The organism is Pseudomonas sp. B14(2017), from assembly GCF_002113255.1.
Lineage (GTDB): Bacteria > Pseudomonadota > Gammaproteobacteria > Pseudomonadales > Pseudomonadaceae > Aquipseudomonas > Aquipseudomonas putida_Z.
On record NZ_NEJY01000051.1, the window covers coordinates 1 to 1,381 of the forward strand.

General features: G+C 59.8%; 1 protein-coding gene. It reads left to right on the forward strand.

Annotated features, from left to right (window positions below; all coding sequences use genetic code 11):
* Window positions 1-127 precede the first annotated feature (127 nt).
* Entirely contained in the window at window positions 128-1,324 is a 1,197-nt protein-coding gene (locus CAG34_RS27265; protein ID WP_085593519.1) for an IS256 family transposase, read from the forward strand.
* The last annotated feature ends 57 nt before the right edge of the window (window positions 1,325-1,381 follow it).

The window sequence follows — 1,381 nt, forward strand, 5'->3', positions numbered from 1 at the left end:
GATCGTGTCCCGGGAAGTGGTGTAACTGAACCAGCCGAAGGCGCCCTGCGGGCGAAAGAGGATGGTCATCGTGGTTCTTGGCTAACGTTGAGTTTGCGAAGACCAAACACTCACCAGAGAAACCACGATGACCAAGCCCACTATCGCATTGACCGAGTTGGTTGAGAAAGGGGCAGATGCTGATCTGCTCAAGCAAATGATCCAGTTCGTTGCCCAGCGCATGATGGAGTTCGATGTCGAAGGCCTGTGCGGCGCCGGCTTCGATGTCAAAAGCCCAGACCGGACAAACAGCCGCAACGGCTACCGTGATCGCCTCTGGCAAACCCGCGCGGGTGACGTTGACCTTAAGATCCCCAAGCTGCGCCAAGGCAGCTACTTTCCTGGTTTTCTTGAGCCTCGACGTACTGCAGAGAAGGCCATGACGGCAGTGATCCAGGAAGCCTACATTCAAGGCGTTTCAACGCGTTCGGTGGACGAACTGGTCAAGGCCATGGGCATGACCGGCATCTCCAAGAGCCAAGTGTCACGGCTGGCCGGCGAGATCGATGAACGTGTCCACGCTTTCCTCGACCGCCCACTGGAAGGCGATTGGCCCTACCTGTGGATCGACGCTACGTACGTCAAGGTGCGGGAGGCCGGGAGAATCGTCTCGGTCGCGGTCATAATCGCCGTGGCCGTGAACACCGATGGTGGGCGCGAGGTGTTGGGCATGCGGGTTGGCCCTTCGGAAGCAGAACCGTTCTGGACGGACTTCCTGCGAAGCCTCATGCGACGAGGCCTGCGCGGCGTGAAGCTGGTCATCTCTGACGCCCACGAAGGGCTCAAGGCGGCTGTCTCCAAGGTCTTCAACGCGACCTGGCAGCGCTGCCGCGTGCATTTCATGCGTAATGCCATGGCCCATGTCGGCAAGGGACAACGCACCATGGTGGCGGCGCTTTTGCGCACGGTTTTCGCCCAAGACAGCCGTGCCGAATGCCACCAGCAGTGGCGCCTGGTTGCTGACCAACTGCGCGAGAAGTACCCCAAGATCGCAACGCTCATGGACGGCTGCGAGGATGAAGTACTGGCGCACATGGCGTTTCCCAAGGCGCACCGACAGCAACTGCACAGCACTAATCCTCTGGAGCGACTCAACGCAGAGATCAAGCGTCGCACCGACGTCGTGGGGATCTTCCCCAACGACCCAGCCATCACACGGCTGGTCGGGGCGATGCTGCTGGAGCAGAACGACGAGTGGTGCCTGCAACGGCGGTATATGCAGCTGGAGGCCTTTGAGGCCGTCAGCGATAATCCACAGGCCAAGCTGTCGGCCGTGATCAACTAAACGGCAAGCTCAATGGCCAAAGCCATGATGAGTTACACCACTTCCCGGGACACGATC

Coding starts and splice junctions, on each gene's coding strand:
- CAG34_RS27265 (WP_085593519.1), top strand. CDS start 128: ATGACCAAGCCCACTATCGCATTGACCGAGTTGGTTGAGAAAGGGGCA.